This is a genomic window from Nocardia sp. NPDC003183 (assembly GCF_053590715.1).
In genome coordinates this window covers 87306-106470 of record NZ_JBSFTG010000009.1, presented here as the reverse complement: position 1 = coordinate 106470, position 19165 = coordinate 87306, and the positions used below count along the sequence as shown (strand labels likewise).

Here is a 19165-nt window from a genome sequence, read left to right as displayed (position 1 = left end):
CATGTCCGACACCATCTCTGCCGAATCGGTAGCCGACGTCGCCTACGAGTTCGTTGTCCCCGTGGAGAAGCCGTTGCAGACCGACCTGACGGTGATGCCCGAACTGCTCGAGGTGGATCTGCTGGTGCGCGCGGCGGAGGCGCGCGCCAAGTTCAACGTCGACGGATCCGGCATGACGGTCGCCGTCCTCGATACCGGGCTCCGCACGACCCACGTCGATTTCGCGGGCCGGGTTCGGGCAGGCCGGAACTTCACGGCCGACAACAACGGTTCGCCCACCGATCCGAGCGACGGACAGGGTCACGGCACCAACGTCGCGGGGATCATCTGTGCCGGCGGGGTGCACACCGGGATGGCGCCGCGCGCGAATATCGTGCCCGTCAAGGTCCTCGGCAACTCCGGCGGCGGGAGCTTCGAGGCGATCCGTGACGCACTGCACTGGGTGCTGGCCAATCGGGCATCGCTGGGTATCTCCGCCGTGTGTATGTCGCTCGGCGCATCGGACAACAACACCTCGGACGCGGATTTCGCGGGCGACGGCATCGGCGAGGTGATGCGGAAACTCACCGACGCCGGCGTCGCCTGCTGTGTCGCGGCGGGTAACGACTACTTCGCCCACAACAGTGGGCAAGGCATGAGCTACCCGGCGATCTTCCGCCAGACGATCAGTGTCGGCGCGGTCTACGACGCCGACGAGGGCTCGTTCAGCTACGGCTCCGGGGCGACCGCCCTCTCGACGGCTCCGGATCGGATCACCCCGTTCTCGCAGCGCCTGCACTCGAGTGTGGGTGGCGCCTGCGCGACCGACATCTTCGCGCCCGGCGCGCCGACGACCTCGTCGGGGATCCGCAACGACAGCGGCGAGTCGATCCAGCACGGCACCAGTCAGGCCACGCCCGTGGTCGCCGGCATCGTGCTGCTGATTCAGCAATTCCATCTGCGGGTGGCCGGGACGATGCCGTCGGTCGCCGATGTTCGCACATGGCTGCTGGCGGGTGCTGTGCCGATCGTGGACGGCGACGACGAAAACGACAACGTCGTCCACACCGGACAGACGTTCAGCCGGATCAGCGCGTTCGGCGCGCTCACCGCCTGCGCGAAGGACGTGGCGCGCTCGGCGCTGGTCGAAGCGGGTATCGACCGTTCGCGGGTGTAACTGCCATGAAGGCCAGGCTGTTCCTCAGCCATTCGAGCCGGGACAGCCGCGAAGCGGTCGCACTGCGGGCCTGGCTGATCGAGGCGGAACCCGGTCTGGCGGGTGAGATCTTCCTCGATCTCGACCCGGACACCGGGATTCCGGCAGGCGTGCGCTGGAAGGACGCGTTGCGCCGGGCAGGCGACCGCTGCGAGGCGGTCATCTGTCTGCTGTCGGACAACTGGGACAGTTCTCATGAGTGCAAGGTCGAATACCGCCATGCCGAGTCCCTGAACAAGCCGATCTTCACGGTCCGGCTCGAACCGCTGACCGGGCGCGACATGACCAGCGAGTGGCAGCGCTGCGACCTGTTCGGGGACGGACCGAAGACCACGATCCTGGTGGACGGGGAGAAGGTCGAGTTCCTGACCGAGGGGTTGCAGCGACTACGTCACGGTCTGCGGGCGGCCGGTATCGGCGCCGACACCTTCGGCTGGCCACCGCCCGGCGACCCGGGACGCGCACCGTACCGCGGGTGGGAACCGCTCGAATCTGTCGATGCCGCAGTATATTTCGGCCGCGACGCGCAGATCGGGCGAGCGATGGACACCGTGCGCGGCCTGCGTGGCCTCGGTGGTGGCCACCTGTTCGTCGTCCTCGGTCCCTCCGGCGTCGGCAAGTCGTCGTTCGTGCGCGCCGGGTTGCTGCCTCGGCTGGCCCGCGACGACCGCCACTTCCGCACCATGGACATCGTGCGGCCGCACCGCAGGGCGCTCACCGGCGATGCCGGATTCGCGCGGTCGATTCACGCGTTGCGCGTCGGCGTCGGGCTGCGCCGGCCCTGCCTCACCGAGATCGAGGACGGCGTCCGCGACATCGAACAGGTGCGGGCCTGGCTGATCGAAGCACAGCAGGCCGCGCGCGATCGCGTTGTGGACTCCGGCGACGACCCGGCGCCGACGCTGATTCTGCCGATCGACCAGGCCGAGGAGCTGTTCGGCCCCGAGGCGGGGGAGCAGGCGGGCGTGCTGCTCACTCTCCTCGGCGGACTGCTCGACCGCGAGCGTGGGATCGCGATGATCGCGGTCGCCACTATCCGCTCGGACCGCTACGAACCGCTCCAGACCGCACCCATGCTGGCGTCGGTCGCGGTGCGCCCGTTCGACGATCTGAAACCGATGCCGCAGGCCCAGTTCAAGGAGGTCATCGTCGGGCCCGCGCGGCGGGCGAGAGAAGCCGGCGCCGAGTTGTCGTTCGCCCCGGACCTGGTGGAACGTCTGCTCGACGACTGGTCCCGCGGCGCCGACACCCTGCCGCTGCTCTCGCTCACCCTCGCCCGGCTGTACCGGGACTACGGGGACGGGGAGATCACCCTCGCGCACTACGAATCCCTCGGTGGATTGCGGCGAGTGGTACAGCGGGAGGTCGACGAGCTCCTCGACGCCGATCCCGAGGTCCGGGCCGGGCAGTTGGCGATCCTGCGGCGGGCCTTCGTGCCGTGGCTGGCGACGATCAATTCCGGCAACGACCAGCCGATGCGCCGCCCGGCCCGCTGGTTCGATCTGCCGCCGGAGAGTCATCCACTGCTCGAGGAGTTCGTCGCACGCAGGCTGTTGGTCAAAGACGAGCGAGACGGCGCCGTTGTCGTCGAGGTCGCGTTGGAAAGCCTGCTGCGCCAATGGGATACCCTCGCCGACTGGCTGCGGGTGCAGGCCGGCGAGCTGGAGGCCGCCGACAACCTCGAGCGGGCCGCGCAGGCGTGGGAGCAGAACGGGCGGCGCGAGGAATGGCTGCTGTCGGGGTCACGGCTCACCGATGCCGAATCACTGGCCACCGCACCAGGATTCCGCGAGCGGCTCAACCCTGCCCGGGGATTGCTGCTGGCCTCACGGCAGGTCGAGGACGAGCGCATCGCCGAGGAACGTCGGCACCGGGAGGACGAGCTGCGGGCCGCCAGGGAACGCCAGCAGGCGGCGGAAACGTTGGCGGCCACGGAGAGCCGGGCGAAGGAGGACGCGCAGCGCAGCGCCAGGGCGTTGCACCGGCGGTCGCGGATTCTGCGGGCGGCGCTGGCGGTGACCGTGGTGGCCGCGCTGGTCGCGGGTTTGCTGTGGGTGCGCGCGGATCGGGCGCAAGAACGTGCCGTCGCCGAGAGCCGTCGCGCGACAGCACTGGCATTGTCGGCGAACTCGCAACTCATGCTCTCGGGCCGGTGGCCGGGAAAGAGCGACGACATCCTGGGTATGCAGATGGCTATCGCCGCGTACCGTCTCGGCGAGGGGACCGGGCGGGAGTTCGCCCTGCTCAACGCGATCCACCAGCAGGGCAAAATCCGCAAGATCGCCGACATGGACGAGGCCGACGTCTCCAGCGTCACCTATAGCCCGAATGGGAAACAGATCGCTGCCACGCGTGGGAACGCGATCCAGCTCCTCGATGCCGCAACCTGGACCCCGATCGGCGCTCTGCTGTCAGGTCACGCGTCCGAAGTCACTCGCATCGCGTTCAGTCCGGACGGTGCCCGGCTGGTGTCCGCAGGTCGAGATCGAACTGTTCGGCTCTGGGATGTCGAGTCCCAGAAGCAGATCGGGTCCGAAATGCGCGGCCACACCGGTGTGGTCGTCGGCGTCGCGTTCAGCCCGGACGGCCACCACATCGTGTCGGCGAGCTTGGATGAATCCGTCCGGCTCTGGGATGCCGAGACGCATCAGCAGATCGGCGAGATGACCGGGCACACCACGCCGGTGACCTCGGTGGCGTTCGGCGAGAACGGGTTGATCGCCTCGGGTGACGTCGGCGGCACCGTCCAACTGTGGGACGCTCGGTCCCAACGGCCCTCCGGGGATCCGCTGACCGCGCACACCGGCAGCGCGGTGAACAGCCTTGCCTTCGACCGCAATGGCGACCGGCTGGTGGTCGCGGGATTCGATCTCCAGCAATGGGATACCAGGACCCGCCGCCCGATCGGGGAGCTGCTTCGCGGGCACACCGCCGCGGTAGAACAAGTCGTCTACAGCGGCGACAGCACGCAGATCGCTTCGGCAGGCGATGACAAGACGATCCGGCTGTGGGATGCCGCGACGGGCAGGCCCATCGGAGAGCCACTGGAGGGACACGAGCTGGTGGTGTCCAGTGTCGCCTTCCATCCCGACTCCGGTCGAATCCTCTCCGGCAGTATGGATTCCACCGTCCGCGAGTGGGATGTGGGTGGCGGGCGAACCATCCACCTCGGCGCGAGAGTGCTGGGCGCGGACGTGAGCCCGGACGGCAGACATATCGTCTCCGGCGGTGCGGACGGCACCATTCGGCAGTGGGATACCGGCACCGGTGCGCAGGTCGGTCCCTTGATCCGCGGCGACGAAGGCCTTTTCCAGCTCGCGGAGTACACAGCAGAAGGCACACAGCTGGAGGCCGCCGGGTTCAGCCCCGAATCCCTCACCTGGCCCGAAATTCGGTTCTGGGATGCCGCATCGGGCGCTGCGGTCGGGCCGCCGATCCCGCTGCCGCCCGAAACGGCTGTTTTCGCACACGATCCTGGTCGGCGCAGGATCGTGATCGCCGGCGACGGAAAGGCCCAGATTCGAGACATGGCGAGTATGCGGCCGGTCGGACCGGAACTGCGCCACGACGACGGTTTCGTGCAGATGGTGTCGATCGACGACGCCGGACGGCGCGTCGCCACCGGCGCCACCGACTACGCGGTCCGGTTGTGGGACGCCGACACCGGCAATCCGGTCGGCGACCCGATGGTCGGGGACGGGTGGGTCAAGAGCACCAGCTTCAGCCCGGACGGCCGCCTGCTCGCCGTCGGTTACGAAGACAAGACGATTCGCATCTGGAACACCGATACCGGCCAGGAAATCGGCGAACCCATGGTGCAGGACGGCCCCGCCACCAGAGTCCAATTCTCTCGGGACGGCCGCACACTGGTCACCGTCGGTACCGACAACGTGTTGCGGCTGTGGGATGTGGGAACACACCGCCAGATCGGACCGGCCCTGGTCGGTCACGGCGCTCTCGTCACCGCTGTCGATTTCCTGCCCGACGGTTCGGGGATCATCTCGGCGAGCATCGACGAGACCATCCGGATGTGGCCCGTGCCGACCGCCTCGCCCGAGCAACTGTGCGCCAAGATGACGCACAACATGAGCCGGGAGATGTGGCGGGGCCGGGTCTCCTCGGAGATCGGCTACATCGAGCTCTGCCCGGGACTTCCGATCGCCGGCGAGGAGGAGTAGCCGATGTCCGACGACGATCTCCTGGACACTCTCTGGCAGCGGCGAACTCGCTGGTCGGCCACCGCTACCCGGATGAAGCGCCGGTTGGATCGAGTGCGGCTCACCGTCCTGTTCCTCGGCAGCTGGGGTGCGATCGCCACGGCCTCGACCACGACGATCCTGCGCTCGGCCGGCACCACGACCCGCGTCGTGGCGCTGTCGGGTGCGGTGGCGCTGGCGGTGGCGACGTTCCTCACCGCCCAGTACCTCACCGCGGAATCGACCCGCCGCTGGACCCGGGCACGGGCCGTCTCCGAAGGCATCAAGCAGAGAATTCTCACCTTCCGCGCCATCGGCGACGCACAACAGACCGAGCGATTGCAGGCCGAGATCGAAGGCATCGAACAGGCCGCAGAGGACCTGCTGCCGCTGCTCGCGCCCGGCGACGATGCCGTCCAGGCGCCGCGATCGATGCGGCCCGACGAGTACGTCCGTGACCGGGTACGGGCCCAGATCGACGGCTACTACCTGCCGACGGCCCGCTGCTACGGCGCCCGCGCGACCAGGTTGCGCCGCGCGGCCGTCGGACTCGGCCTCGCGGCCACGATCGTCGCCGCGATCAACACCGGCGTCGGCGCGGAATCGTCGGGCCGGATCGCTCCGTGGGTCGCGGTCATGACCACGCTGAGCGGATCGTTGCTGGCCTACCTCGCGGGCAAGCGGTACGACTTCCTGGTGATGACCTATCTCGCCACCGCGGATCGCCTGCGACGGCGGCTCGATCGGTGGCGCGCCGACGGATCACCCACCGATCGGGTGCGGTGGGCGGAATTCGTCACGGACTGCGAGAACACCATCTCGCTGGAGAACGCGAGCTGGATGGCGAAATGGGGCGAGCGCGCGGAGAGCTGAACCCGTGCAGCCGAATCCGAGTTGCGGCAGGGGTGGCCCGTGCCGGATAACCTGAGCGCAGTCACGTGGGTGGTCGTGCGAAGGAGTGGTGATGGAGTTCGGGCCGGAGGCGATCCTTGCGGGATACCGCATCGAGCGCAGGCTCGGTGGCGGGGGAATGGGGACGGTGTATCTGGCCCAGCATCCTCGGCTGCCGCGCCGCGACGCCGTGAAGGTGCTCGATGGGCGGCTCGCGGTGGAGCCGACGTTTCGGGCCCGGTTCGAGCGTGAGGCCGATCTGGCCGCGCGGCTGCGTCATCCGAATGTCGTGCAGATCTTCGATCGGGGCGTCGACGGCGATCGGTTGTGGATCGCGATGCAGTTCGTGGACGGGCTCGACGCGGCACAGCTGCTGCGCCAGGGGCTGTCGGTGCTCACGCCCCAGCGGGCGGTACGCATTGTCGCCGAGGCGGCGAAGGGACTGGACTACGCGCATCGGCAAGGCTTGCTGCATCGCGACATCAAACCGGCGAACCTGCTGATCGCCCGTGCCGACGACGGCACCGACGAGGTGATGGTCACCGACTTCGGGATCGCTCGGAGCATGGGGGAGACGACGAGTCTCACCTCCGCGGGATCGGTGCTCGGCACGCTCGCGTACGCGGCGCCCGAACAGCTCGAGGGGCAACCGCTGGATGTGCGCACCGACGTGTACGCCCTCGGCGGCACCCTCTACGAGCTGCTCACCGGGTTCGTGCCGTTCCAGCGGGAGAGTCCGGCCGCGTTGATCAGCGCGCATCTGATCGAGCCGCCGCCGCGTCCGTCGGCCGGACATCCGGGGCTGCCGCCTGCCCTGGACGGGGTGATCGCGCGGGCGATGGCGAAGAATCCGGACGACCGATACGCCAGCTGCGGTGAGCTCGCCGACGCGGCGATCTCCGCTCTCACCGGCGCGCCGGTGGTGGGGGAGACCGCTGTGCTGCGGCGGGATACGCCGCAGGCTCCTGGCAGGTCGCTGACCAGGAAAGTCCTGCTCGGTGTCGGTGGCGCGGCGGTGGTGGCCGCGGTGACCGCGTTCGCCGTGCTGACCGCCGCGAACAGGGGCGCTTCGGACGCGCCTGCCACGACGCAGACCGCGCGGATCGGCGCCGTCCCGAACAGCCCGAAGGCGGCGGCGGTCCTGCGCCCCTGGCTCGACGATGTCCTCGCCGGTGACATGAGCGCCCTGATCCGCAAGTGCTGGACCCAGTCGCCCGCCGAGATCCCCGGGATGTACGGCGATGTCGAGCAGATCGCCGATGCGGTGCGCCGACCCGGCAGCCTGGGCCAGTTCGGACCGTATTGGCAGAACGACGCGCTACAGGTCAGCCTGCGCCCCAGCGAGTTACGGTCCGTGTACGGCTGTCCGATCGTCAGTGACCGATCGTCGACCGGGCTCACCGAGGAGCAGGCTCGCTACACCGTCGAGCGCTATCTGAGCCGGGTGGTCGGCGACCCCGTGAACCCGGCCGACGTGGAACCGGACTACCCACTGCTGTGCAACGGCACCCAGCCGGGCACCGCCCTGTCCGGGGTGCGGCGATTCGAGGACAAGGCACTCACGGTCCGTAGCTCGACGGGCACCGTCGTCACCATCAACGCGCCGGTGAGCAGTGCGGACGGTGCGACATCAGCGGTCGAGCTCACCCTCGAGCACGCCGCGAACGGCTACTGCATCTCCCGCCTGGACCGTGCAGGCTGAGCTGGGGTTTCGAAAGCCCGGCGGCAGGTGCAGCTCATCCGAAAAGGGTGATCCGTTCAGCTCGCCGCGGTGGCTACGGTGGAGGAACGTCCACGCTGAATCCAGTCAGGAGTTGCCGTGCCGAAGTTGGAGATCAAGAGGAAAACAGAGCTCTCCCGCACAGAGGTAGGCGAGCGGCTCATCATGATCGGACGGGCCCTCGCCCACGGCTCCGAAGTGGAACTGAAGACCGGTGACGACTCGATCGAGATCGTCGTCGCCGACCGCCTCCAGTGGGAATTCGAGATCGAAGTCGACGGCGACGAGACCGAAATCGAAATCGAGATCAAGTGGCACGACGATCCCGCCGCCGAGACGAGGTCCGACGCGAAACCGGCCCCGGCCCCGGCTCCGAAACCGGCTCCGAAACCGAGACCGGCCACGAAATCGGCGTCGAAACCGGCACCGGCCAAGGCGGTGCGCCGTCCCCGGTCGCGCAAGACCACCGCCAAGTGAACCGCCTCCATGAACTCGCCGGACACTGCCGGTAGCCGCGCTCGACGCTGGTGGGCGCGACTGGCGTTCGTCGCCGCTGCCGCCGCTGTGGTGGTGCCCGTGCTCGCCGCCGGGGTGTTCGGCGCGTTGGCGTTGCTGATCGTCGGCACCGGCGGCGTCGTGGTCGCTGTGGCGGCGCTCTACTCGTTCATCACCCGGTTCGGCATCCTGCGGTGGATCGCACTGGGGGTGGCGCTGCTCGCGCCGGTCGTCGTGGTGGTGTCGTTCGTGCGGGCGAATCTGCTGTGGGTGGTCCTGGTGTGGGGTGCGCTCGCGCTGGTGACCCTCGGCGCCGCCCGCGCCGCCCTGCGCGGCAGCGGTTCGGACGCGAAGATGCCGGAATTTCCGGTCCCACCTCCGCAGCGCCCCTTCCTGATCATGAATCCGCGCTCCGGTGGCGGGAAGGTGACGAAGTTCGACCTGGTGCGCAAAGCCGAAGAACTCGGTGCCCGCGTGGCGTTGCTCGAAGGACCCGAGGAAATCGACGTCACCGCACTGGCTCACCAGGCAGTCGCGGAGGGCGCCGATCTGCTCGGGGTCGCCGGCGGCGACGGGACCCAGGCCCTCGTCGCGGCTGTGGCGGTCGAACACGATCTGCCGTTCCTGGTGATCAGCGCCGGCACCCGCAATCACTTCGCCATGGATCTCGGGCTCGATCGCGCGGATCCCACCCGGTCACTCGACGCCCTGCGCGACGGTGTGGAGTTGCGCGTCGATCTGGGCACCGTCAACGGACGGCCCTTCGTCAACAACGCCTCGTTCGGGGTCTACGCGGAGATCGTGCGCAGTCCGGAATATCGCGACGACAAGACCGCGACGGTGCTGGCGCTGCTTCCCGACCTGCTCACTGGACACAGCGGCCCGAAACTGGTCGCCCGGATCGGTGCGATGGCGGTGGAGGGACCACAGGCGATCCTGGTGAGCAACAACCCGTACGGCAGCAATGATCTAGCGGGCCTGAGCCGTCGTATTCGCCTCGATCGCGGTGTTCTCGGCGCGGTCACGCTGTCGGTCACCAGCACCAGGGAGGCGGTCGGTCTGCTGCGCCGAACCCGACTTCGCGGCCTGTCGCAGGAGACAGCGATCGAGTTGATCGTCGACGCCGACGCCCCCGAGATCCCGGCAGGCATAGACGGCGAATCCCTGTTGCTCGCTACACCCGTCCGGTGCACCATCCAGCCGGGGGCGCTGCGCGTGCTGGTACCCAGAACCAGACCGGGAGTGCGTCCCGCCGCCGCGGCCTTCGACTGGGCACGACTGTGGCAGACGGCGCGCTGGGCTCGTCCGAGCTCATAGCTGGGCCAGCTGGTCGTCGAGCCGGGCCAGCCATCTGTCGATCAGTTCGACATGCTCGGGGGTCGCCCGGTCGCGTACTCGACGCAGGGAGTCTCGCAGACCTGTGACGACCATCGGGGAGCGGGCGGCGAAGGCGATGTCGTCGACCCCGGTCCGGACGAATTCCTCCCATCCCGGCAGGTGAACGACCAGCCTGTCGACACCGGCGTTGTCGGTGACCCGCAGCGGTTCGAGACGTGCTTCGGCCACCCATCCGAGAAGATCCTCCAACTCGTCGATGGCCTGTACGGCAGTCGCCGGATCGTTCACGGCGCTGGACAACGCGCGCAGCGCGATATCGGCCAGCAGCCGAAGCGCGAGCAGCGGGTCCTGCTCGAAGGTTCGTTCGGTGCCGACGACGAGACCGCCCAGCACAGCGTCTTCCGGCAGTTCGCCGCCGTGCACATCTGCCACGTGACAGCCGTGATGCAGTGTGGCGCCAGGATTCTCACGTAAGACGATGGTCACGTTCGCGGCCGTCGCGGCGTCGATCAGGTCGGCCGTCTCGACCCGTTGCAGCACTGCGGGCGGCTGCTTCCAGACAACCGTCGTCCGCACGGGCGGCAGCTGTGGCGAGTCGAGGCGGGGTGCGGCGTACAGGGCGGTGAGCACCGTCCGCCCGTGATCGGCGATCGTACTGAGCGCGGGCACCAACTGAATGGCGGCGAAGGCCCGCAACAGCAATGCCCGCAACAGCACGAGCAGCACGAACAGCGCCAGCATCGCGAGGACCGGCACGACCGCCGAAACCTCGGGACTTCTGCCGATGGCGAGGGCCGCGGTCACACAGAACACGACCAACCCGAGGGCGAACCCGAAGGTCCGCCAGATGAAGGGGTCGTCGCGGAACAGCATCAACCGTGGCGTGAACGTGGACATCACCCACTGCACCACCAGGAAAAGCAGCGAGAAGATCAAGGCCACCGCACCGAGCAGGCCGATGCCGATCGAGAGCAGCGCGTCGGTCACCGGGGCGCTCGGCGCGCGTGGTCCCCAGGCGATCCTCGGGGCGGCCAGGCCCGCGCCGAGCCCGGCGAGCATGAAGGCGAGCTGGGCCAGACCGGCTCGCAGGCGGCGTGGGCGTGCTGTCCGGGCGGGCATTCGCCGATGGTCACACATCGGCCGTGAGCTCGGCTCACCCGAAAAGGATGACTCCTCGCGACAGTGGCCCGGTGCGTCGGTGGCGGGGCGAGAGGGGGTCGACTGGGCCGGCTGACCGCCAGGGCTAGTGGTCGACGAGGTCGTCGGCGGAAATCCGGGCGAGTTCTTCGGCGAGGGCGGCGACGGTGTCGCGGATCTGGTCTTCGGTGTGGCAGGAGGTGACGAAGAAGCGGAGCCGGGCCAGGTCTTCCGGCACGGCGGGATAGATGATCGGGTTGACGTTGATCGCGCGATGCAGCAGCGCGGTGGACAGTTTCAGCGTCTTCATCGAGTCGCCGACGATGCACGGGATGATCGGAGTGTTGTGGCTGTCGCCGGTGTTGATGCCCGCCTCGCGGGCGAGGCGAAGGAACAGTTCGGCATTGTGTCGAAGGCGGTCGAGCGGCGTGTGGTCGGTCCGTAGCAACCGCATCGCGGCCAAGGACGCGGCCGCGTTCATCGGTGTCATGCCGACGCTGTAGACGAAGCCCGGAGTGGTGTATTTCAGGAATTGGACCAGCTCCGCGCTGCCCGCCACATAGCCACCGCAGCCCGCGAGCGCCTTCGACATCGTGCCGGACCACAGCTCGACATCACGGCGGTCGACATCGAAGTATTCGCCGATGCCGCCGCCGTTCTCGCCGAGTACGCCGACGCTGTGCGCCTCGTCGATCATCAGCAGGGCCCGGTGCTTCTTCTTGATCTCGATGATCGCGGGCAGATCGGGGATGTCACCGTCCTGGCTGTAGACGCCTTCGATGAGGATGAGGACCCGGCGGTACTGGTGCCTGATCTCGGTCAGCAACGCGTCGAGGGCGGCGTGGTCGTTGTGCGGGAACGGTCTGCGGGTGGCACCGGACAGTCGGCAGCCCTGCAGGATGGAGTCGTGCGCCAGGCTGTCGTGGATCACCAGATCCTCGGGGCCGACCAGATGTCCGATGATCGTCACGTTCGTCGAATGACCGCCCACCAGTGCGATCGCGTCCTCGGTACCGAGCAGGGCGGCCAGTTCGGCCTCGAGTTCACGATGGATCGGCTTCTCGCCGGAGAGCAGCCGGCTGGCCGAGACCGAACTGCCGTAGCGGGCCACGGCGTCTTGCACGGCGGCGACGACGGCGGGGTGACCCGACATCCCCAGATAGTTGTAGCTGGAGAAGTTGACCACCTGGGTGCCACCGATGAACGAGGTGTCTCGGGTGACGCCGTCGTTGATCAGGAAGTAGGGGTTGTCCAGGCCCAGTGCTTCGCCGCCCGCGAGCCGATCGGTGATGGCTCGCACCTCGGCGAAGTCGGAGATCCGGTACTCGGGGGCGACGCCTGCCTGCCTGGCTTCGGCTGCGGTGGAGGTGGTTTCGGATGTCTCGACCGACGTGTTCGGCGCGGCAGGGGAATCGGTGCGTCGACCGGTGAAGTGGGCGATGACATCGCCGAGCGTCGTTGTCCCCGTGACCAGGGCCGGGTCGACGGTCGTGCCGGGGATCTTGCGGGTCAGACCGGTGAACAGGTCGGTGAGCATGAGCGAGTCGAAGCCCAGGCTGTCGCCGAGTGTTCGGCTGTCCGCCAGCCGGTCGGCGGGAAATCCGCTCACCCTGGCCACCTCCGCGCGGACGATCGCGGCGGCGTCCGGGGCGTGATCGTGGCGCACGGAGCCGGAGCCGGTGTCGAGGGGTGTGCCGGGTGCCTGGCCGGGCGCCGCCAGCAGGCCCGCCAGTACCGCGTTCTGTTCACGGAAGAGCGCGATCAGTGAGTCCATCGTCGTTTCCTCGGTAGGTGCGGAGTGGGGTGTGGGTGCCGATGCGCCGACGTCGCCGACGGTGGGTGGCTCCACCCAGAACCGGTGCGCGCCAGAGAACTCGTACACCGGCAGGCGGTGACGGACGCGCTGCGCGGGTTCGTAGAGTTCGTTCCACAGGGGGTCGAGACCGTCGCGGTAGAGCGCGGCGACGGTGGCGGCGAGGTCGTCGCCGGTCGCGCCGGGGCCGGGACTCGGGGACAGGCAGCGTGCACCGAGCCCGGGATCGATCCTGCGCACCGCCGCGGCGAGTACGCGCCGGGGGCCGACCTCGATGAGGTGCGTCGGGTCGGTGCCGAGCGCGGCGTGGACGGCGTCGCCGAAACGGACTGTGGCGCGGACGTGTTCGGTCCAGTACTCGGCGTCCATCACCTCCTCGGGATCGAGCAGCCTGCCGTGCACGGTCGAGTAGATCGGCAGTGCGGCGGCGCGGTAGGCGCAGGTACTGGCGATGGTGTCGAACTCGGCGAGCATCGGCGCCATCAGCGGACTGTGGAACGCGTGCGACACGGTGAGTGGTTTCGCGATCACCGACCGGGTGCGCAGCGCCGAGGCGATACGGTGCAGCGCCTCGGCGTCGCCGGAGAGGACGAGATCCTCCGGGCCGTTGACGGCGGCGACCACCACGGCCGGTTCGTCGGTGAGCAGGTCGGCGATCTGCTCGGTGGCGGCGCGTACGGCCAGCATCGCGCCACCGGTCGGCAGTCGTTGCATCAGCCGTCCCCGTGCGGTGACCAGCTTGCAGGCGTCGTCGAGATCGAAGACACCCGCCACGGCCGCGGCCGCGAATTCGCCGATGCTGTGCCCGATCAGCCAGGCCGGTCGGATGCCGAGGTCGGCGAGCGTCTTGGCGATGGCGTATTCCATGGCGAAGATCGCCGGTTGCGCGAGGGCGGTGGGATCGAGGTCGGCGTGTTCGTCGAGCAGCAGGTCTCGGATCGATCGGCCGAGGTGGGCGGCCATGGCGGTGTCGACGAGTTCGAGTGCGCGCCGGAACCCCGGGCTCGTCTCGTGCAGAGCTCGACCCATACCGCAGAATTGCGAGCCCTGACCGGTGAACATCCAGCCGGCACGCACCGGCTGCGCGAGACCGTGCCGCCGGCTCACGTCTTCGCCTGCGCCGTCAACGGGGTGCAACTGCGCGATTGCCTCGTCGCGGTGGTGGGCGACGACGGCGAGCCGGTGCCGACCCGACGACTTGACCTGATTGCTCGTCCAGCAGAACTGGGCGAAGTGGTCCTCCGTGACCGATGTCAACGCCTCCGACATCCGGATCGCGTTGCGCCGCAGCCCATCCTCGCTGTCCGACGAGAGGGTGATCACCCTCGCTCCGGCTGCTCCAGGTGCCCCGGACACTGCCGACGTGGCGGGAACCTCGGATGTCACGGGCGATGCGGTGGCGCTCGCCAACACCATGTGCACATTCGTACCGCCGAGCCCGAAGCTGCTCACCCCACCGTGCGCGGGTCCGTCGAGCGGCATCGGATCGTCGAGCAGGCGCAGGCCGTGCCGGGCCATCTGCAGGCGCGGATTCTCCTGGTCGGCGAACCTGGACGGCGGGACCACCCCGTGGTGCAGGCTGAGGACGGCTTTGATGAGCCCGGCCACGCCCGCGGCGCCCTCGGTGTGGCCGAGGTTGCCCTTGATCGACCCGATCCCGCAGGGCCGCACCCGGTTGCTCCCGTGCAGCTTGCCGAGCGCCTTGACCTCGATCATGTCGCCGAGAACCGTTCCGGTGCCGTGTGCCTCGATGAAGTCGATGTCGTCGGGCCGCACGCCCGCTCGCCGGTAGGCTTCGCCGATCACCTTCTGTTGCGCCCATCGGTTCGGCGCGGTGATGCCGTTGCTGCGCCCGTCGGAGTTGACGGCGCTGCCTTTGATCACCGCGTAGATCGGCAGCCCCGCGGCCTCGGCATCCGCCAGGCGGCGCAGGACGAGCACTGCCACGCCTTCACCGCGCACGATCCCGTCGGCGTTGCCGCTGAACGGTTTACACCGCGCGTCCGGCGCCGACAGACCCGCCTGGGTGTAGAACACGCCGACGGCCGGGGTCAGCACGAGATTGACGCCCCCCGCGACGGCTTGGTCGCAATCGCCCGCTGCCAGGGCATTGCACGCGAGGTGGACCGCGACCAGCGACGACGAGCATGCCGTGTCGACCGCGATGCTCGGCCCTTCCAGGTCGAACTGGTAGGACAGCCGGTTCGCGGTCATGAAGTATCCGTTGCCGGATCCGTGCTGCGGCGTGATCGCGGCGTAGTCGCTCATCTGCAGATTGGCCCACTCGTTGGCCATCACGCCGACATAGACCCCGGTCCGTGAGCCAGCCTGCGCCCGGGGGTCGAGCGCGGCGTCCTCGAAGGCTCGCCAGGTGGCCTGCAACAGCAGTCGTTGTTGCGGGTCCATCGATTCGGCCTCGTGTGCGGTGATGCCGAAGAATTCGGCGTCGAACGCGTCGGCGTCGTCGATGAATCCGCCGCTGCGGGTGTTGATGGTGCCGGGTGCGCCGGCCGGGTCGTGGAAGTCGTCGGCGTTCCAGCGGCTCGACGGGACGTCGGAGATCGCGTCGCGGCCGTCGATCAGCAACTGCCACAACCGCGCCGGGTCGGCGGCGTGCGGGAAACGGCAGTCGAGGCCGACGACAGCGATATCGGTCATGCCGCGACGGCGATTTCGGCGGTGAGGTAGGTGGCGATGGCCGCGATGGTGGGGTATTCGAAGACCAGGGTCGGGTCGATGTCGAGCATCCACCGGTCTTCGATCTCGCCGCACAGGGCCACTGCCGACACCGAGTCCATGCCGAGTTCGGCGAGCGGGATCGTCGGGTCCACCTGGTGCGGTGCGCGTTCGGTGTAGTCGGCGACGCGCTCGATGAGCCAGTCCTGGGTGGTCGTGGAGTGAGTGGTGATGGTGGCGAACATGTTTCGGCTCCTCAGTGGGTCGCGGTCGAGGATCGGCTCAGGGCCGGTTCGAGGTCTTCGTGCAGGACGGTCGAGATGCTGTTGTCGACGAAGGCCTCGCGCATCGAGGCCCGTTGGACTTTGCCGCTGGTGGTGCGGTGCACGGAGCGGCTCTCGATGAGGACGACGCTCGGTGCGGGGACATCGAAACCGCGGGCGACCGCGATCTTGATCGTCGAGGTCAGCTCGGCGAGGGTGGTACCGCGCAGCAGCGCTGTCTTGATGCCCTGCACGACGACGAGTCGTTCCCGGCCACCTGCTTCGACGGAGACGGCCACGCCGGTGGTGAGCGCGGGATGCAACTCCTCCACCAGTTCCTCGACATCCTGCGGGTAGAGGTTGCGGCCGTTGATGATGAGCAGGTCCTTGAGCCGCCCGGTGACGAACAGTTCGCCGTCGCGCAGCATTCCGAGGTCGCCGGTGCGCAGGAAGGGTCCTTCGCCGCCGAGATACGCGTCGAAGGTGTGCCTGGTCTCCTCGGGCCGATTCCAATAGCCGGCTGCCACGCTGTCGCTGCGAACCCAGATCTCGCCGACGGTGTCGTCGACGGCCTGCTGCCCGGTGTGCGGGTCGACGACGCGGACGGTGAGACCGCGCGCCGGTTGTCCGCAACCGACCAGCAGGCTGTCGGGTCCGTCGGTGACGACTGGCGGTGCGTCGACCGGGCCGGCCGTGACGAGCAGCGTCGCCTCGGCCAGACCGTAGGCGGGCAGCAGCGCGGTCGGTCGCCACCCCGCGGGTGCGAACCGTTCGCGCATCGCGGCGATGGTGCGTTCGCGGACCGGCTCGGCGCCGCACAACGCCACCTCGAGGGTGGACAGGTCGAGGGTGGCCAATTGCTCGTCGGTGACGCGCTTGGTGATCAGTTCATAGGCGAAGTTCGGGGCGGCGGTGCAGGTGGCGCGGTACTTGTCGATCGCCTGTAGCCAGCGCACGGGGCGTTTGAGGAAGGTGGTGGGCGACATGAACACCAGGTTCGCGCCGGCGTAGATCGAGGCGAGCAGCGAGCCGATCAGGCCCATGTCGTGAAATTGCGGGATCCAGGTGACGCCGGTCGAGGTGTCGTCGCTCCCGATCGCGGCGGCGATCGCGGCTTCGTTGTGCAGGAGGTTGCCGTGGGTGACGACGACACCCTTCGGGGTGCCGGTCGAGCCGGACGTGTACTGCAGGAACGCGATGGTCCCGGTGTCGATGTCGGGCAGGCGCCACGCGTCGGGGTCACCGAGCTGTTCGTCGGTGGCCACCACGGCCGCGGTGGTGGCCGCGGCGACCATCGGCTGGAAGTTGGCGGTGGTCAGAACCAGGCGGGCGCCGGAGTCGGCGATGATGCCCGCTACGCGCCGCGTGCTGCGCTCGTCGTGCGGCAGGGGCGCGGGCACCGCGATGACGCCCGCGTAGAGGCAGCCGAGGAAGGCCCGCAGGAAAGCCATGCCGTCGTGGTAGAGCAGAACGACGGGTTCGGTCGATTCCGGGCGATCGGCCAGCCACGCGGCGAGCGCCCTGGCATCGCGATCGAGATCGCGGTAGGTGACGACCTCCTCGACGAGCTCGCGCCCCGCCTCACGCAGGTAGATATAGGAGCGGGTCTCGCCGTAGACGCGAACCTGCTGCCTGACGTGGTGCACGTAGCTGGGCTGCATGTGGCCTTTCCTTCACCGGGGAGAAAGTCATAGGGACTGACTATGACTATCCGCTCTCTGTGCCGGTCCGGATAGTGCCCGCAGGTATCACCCGGCGAACCCAGGGGTGGCCGCTGTCCACCCCTGGGTGTGGGCCGCCGTGGCCTCGCCGCGATCGCGCGCACGACTCAGATGACGATGACCCGGCGTCCGCGTGAGTGACCGGCCTGGCTGTCGACGTGCGCCGCGGCGGCGTCGGACAGCGAGTACGACTTCTCGACCGGGATACGCAGTGTGCCCTGCGAGATGAGGGCGGCGGCCTCGGCGAGCGCATCCGGCACGCTCCCCGCCACGCCGGAGAATCGGACCCCGAGGGCGGGTGCACCGAGATCGGCGATGGTGAGCACCCGCTGTGGATTCCCGGTCAGCTCGACGAGCTCGCTGATCACCCCCGAGCCCGCCAGATCGAGGGCCGCGTCGACCGGCCCGAACCGGCGCACCCGCTCGACCCAACCCTCGCCGTACGTCGTGGGGAGGGCGCCGAGGCTCCGGAGATAGTCCTGGTTCGCGGCCCCCGCGGTGCCGATCACCGTGATGCCACGCTCGCGCGCGATCTGCAACACCGCCGATCCGACACCCCCCGACGCGCCGCTGACCAGCAGTGTCTGCCCGGCCCGCACACCGACCTCGCCGATGACGCGCAGCGCGGTCTCCACCACGGAGGGATACCCAGCGGCTTCCTCGAACGTCAGGCCCGCCGGCATGCGGGCCCAGGCCGTCAGCACGGCGAACTCGGCATAGGTGCTCGAGCCTTCGCCGAACACCGGGTCGCCGACCTCGACTCCGTCGACGCTCGCGCCGACCTCGTCCACCACCCCGGCCGCGTCCAGCCCGACACCGGCGGGCAAGGCGATCGGATGCGCCCCGAGGATCTGGCCTTCGCGCAGCCGCCAGTCGACAGGGTTGACGCCCGCCGCGCGCACCGCGATGCGAATCCGGCCGGGTCCCGCGTGGGGCTCCTCGGCATCGATGAGTTGCAGGACGTCGGGACCGCCGAACTCGGCGAAGCTCACTTTCCTCATGCCTCGAACGTAACACTAACGGTTAGTGTTTTGAAACAGGTATGAATTCATAACTGATACAGATTCCTAACTGGTAGCCTCCTGGCATGACCGTGCCGACCGGACGTCGTGAGCGCAAGAAGGCCGCGACCCGCCAGAAGATCGCCGATACCGCCCTGCGGCTCTTCCTGGAACGCGGGTACGACGAGGTGGGCATCCGCGAAGTCGCCGCTGAGGCCGACGTTGCCGTCACGACACTGTTCGCCCACTTCGCCGCCAAAGAGGCCCTGGTGTTCGAGCGGGATGAGGACTTCGAACAGGGACTCGTGCGGGCGGTCACCGACCGGGCGGCCGACGAACCGCTCATCCCCGCGCTGCGGCGCGAAATCCATGCCATGGTGCGACATTGCTCGGCGGACGGCGCCGCCCCGATCTGGCACATGATCGACGAATCCCCCGCGTTGCGCAGGTACGGGGAGTCGATGCGGGTGCGCCATGCGCAGGCGCTGGCAGCGGCCGTCGCCGCCGATCCCGCGTTGGCGCGGACCACGACGGAGAGCGCGGCGATCGCGAGGTTCGTGATCGACGCCTACTCGCTGGGCCGGGAGGCCGCCGATCCGGAAGCCGCGGTGGACGAGATCTTCCGGATGATCGAGGCGGCCTGGGAGTGCACCGGCCCCGGGGCTTCGGTATAGCCGGCGGGACGAACCGGAGCGGGCGGCCGCAGGTGTCTGCGGCCG

The 19165-nt window shown here is 68.8% G+C and carries 12 protein-coding genes; 7 read left to right on the top strand and 5 right to left on the bottom strand.

All coding sequences use genetic code 11. The features are described from left to right. Position 1 precedes the first annotated feature (1 nt). The 6 genes from ACWDXS_RS24135 to ACWDXS_RS24110 all read left to right on the top strand — a co-directional run bounded on the left by ACWDXS_RS24135 (position 2) and on the right by ACWDXS_RS24110 (position 9814). Positions 2-1156, top strand: a complete 1155-nt coding sequence (locus tag ACWDXS_RS24135) for a S8 family peptidase (RefSeq protein WP_378993948.1) — start codon at positions 2-4, stop codon at positions 1154-1156. Positions 1157-1161: 5 nt separating this feature from the next. After that, the gene (locus ACWDXS_RS24130; protein ID WP_449968879.1) at positions 1162-5373 is read left to right on the top strand and encodes an nSTAND1 domain-containing NTPase; all 4212 of its coding nucleotides are present in this window, start codon (positions 1162-1164) and stop codon (positions 5371-5373) included. Positions 5374-5376: 3 nt separating this feature from the next. Then, positions 5377-6264 carry a DUF4231 domain-containing protein gene (locus ACWDXS_RS24125; RefSeq protein ID WP_449968876.1) on the top strand — a complete coding sequence of 296 codons (888 nt, stop codon included), beginning with the start codon at positions 5377-5379 and terminating at the stop codon, positions 6262-6264. 91 nt (positions 6265-6355) lie between these two features. Beyond that, complete coding sequence (locus ACWDXS_RS24120; protein WP_449968873.1) at positions 6356-7984, top strand: serine/threonine-protein kinase; 1629 nt, start codon at positions 6356-6358, stop codon at positions 7982-7984. A gap of 117 nt (positions 7985-8101) precedes the next feature. Continuing rightward, positions 8102-8479, top strand: coding sequence for an amphi-Trp domain-containing protein (locus ACWDXS_RS24115; protein ID WP_378993956.1), 378 nt, complete (start codon positions 8102-8104; stop codon positions 8477-8479). Between the two features lie 9 nt (positions 8480-8488). Beyond that, positions 8489-9814, top strand: a complete 1326-nt coding sequence (locus ACWDXS_RS24110) for a diacylglycerol/lipid kinase family protein (RefSeq protein ID WP_378993958.1) — start codon at positions 8489-8491, stop codon at positions 9812-9814. On the opposite strand, the gene ACWDXS_RS24105 is transcribed toward ACWDXS_RS24110, so the two are convergent. The 5 genes from ACWDXS_RS24105 to ACWDXS_RS24085 all read right to left on the bottom strand — a co-directional run bounded on the left by ACWDXS_RS24105 (position 9809) and on the right by ACWDXS_RS24085 (position 18446). Beyond that, positions 9809-10954, bottom strand: a complete 1146-nt coding sequence (locus ACWDXS_RS24105; protein ID WP_449968869.1) for a DUF2254 family protein — start codon at positions 10952-10954, stop codon at positions 9809-9811. The two genes, ACWDXS_RS24110 and ACWDXS_RS24105, sit on opposite strands and share 6 nt — an antisense overlap. Positions 10955-11078: 124 nt before the next feature. Further along, positions 11079-15443 carry a type I polyketide synthase gene (locus tag ACWDXS_RS24100; protein ID WP_449968866.1) on the bottom strand — a complete coding sequence of 1455 codons (4365 nt, stop codon included), beginning with the start codon at positions 15441-15443 and terminating at the stop codon, positions 11079-11081. Continuing rightward, complete coding sequence (locus ACWDXS_RS24095; protein WP_378993964.1) at positions 15440-15706, bottom strand: acyl carrier protein; 267 nt, start codon at positions 15704-15706, stop codon at positions 15440-15442. The genes ACWDXS_RS24100 and ACWDXS_RS24095 overlap by 4 nt, the downstream gene beginning before the upstream one ends. Before the next feature lie 11 nt (positions 15707-15717). Further along, positions 15718-17385: a fatty acyl-AMP ligase gene (locus ACWDXS_RS24090; RefSeq protein ID WP_449968862.1), complete on the bottom strand. Its 1668-nt coding sequence runs from the start codon at positions 17383-17385 to the stop codon at positions 15718-15720. 167 nt (positions 17386-17552) lie between these two features. Further along, positions 17553-18446 (bottom strand): NADP-dependent oxidoreductase, encoded by an 894-nt coding sequence (locus tag ACWDXS_RS24085; RefSeq protein ID WP_449968859.1) that lies wholly within the window; start codon positions 18444-18446, stop codon positions 17553-17555. An 86-nt stretch (positions 18447-18532) separates the two neighbouring features. Between ACWDXS_RS24085 and ACWDXS_RS24080 the strand changes: the two genes are divergently transcribed. After that, positions 18533-19120: a TetR/AcrR family transcriptional regulator gene (locus ACWDXS_RS24080; protein WP_387447872.1), complete on the top strand. Its 588-nt coding sequence runs from the start codon at positions 18533-18535 to the stop codon at positions 19118-19120. Positions 19121-19165 lie beyond the last annotated feature (45 nt).